The 566-nt window shown below is 70.0% G+C and carries 1 protein-coding gene; it reads left to right on the forward strand.

What is annotated here, in order from left to right:
- A partial coding sequence (locus FK268_RS24515) for a hypothetical protein (protein ID WP_205124548.1) occupies positions 1 to 207 on the forward strand: 207 nt, incomplete at its 5' end.
- Positions 208 to 566: the final 359 nt, after the last annotated feature.

Below are 566 nucleotides of genomic sequence, written 5' to 3' on the forward strand. Positions count from 1 at the left end.
GCCGTCCAGGCGGTGACCCGGCACAACCGGCGGTTCCTGGCCGCGGTGACCGCGGGCGCGCGGCAGGCGGTCGCCGACGGCCGCTTCCCGGCGTACCGCGACGCGGTGCTGGAGCGCTTCGCGGAGGGGGCCGGAGGGGACACCGCGCGCCCCGATCGCGTGGTCGCGCAGCCGCGCGACGAGGACGCGGTGGGGAGTCCCGTCTAGGAGCCCCACGAGAGCCCCGCAGAACGGCGGCGGCGACGGCAGCGCAGCCGTCGCCGCCGCGTTCGTCGTCCGGTCCGGTGCTACGGGCCGACATCGCGTACACCGTTCCGTAACCTTCACTCGGGTGACCCGAGCCACATGCCGCCTGTGATTGCCGTCACTTCCTGCAGGTCATTGCCTATGCGAGCTATTGCTAGCGATCGCGCGGATGACCTGGCCTTACGGTCCTCACAGCCGATCGTGACCGAAGCGTTATCAAACCGCGACCCTCTCGCGGCGAGGATGACACCGCGCCGATAGCCCCCTAGTGTTCATCTCGACCCGGTCACGGGAACAAAACTGAATCCACGAACCACCGC

The organism is Tsukamurella sputi (assembly GCF_007858445.1).
GTDB classification, from domain to species: Bacteria; Actinomycetota; Actinomycetes; order Mycobacteriales; family Mycobacteriaceae; genus Tsukamurella; species Tsukamurella sputi.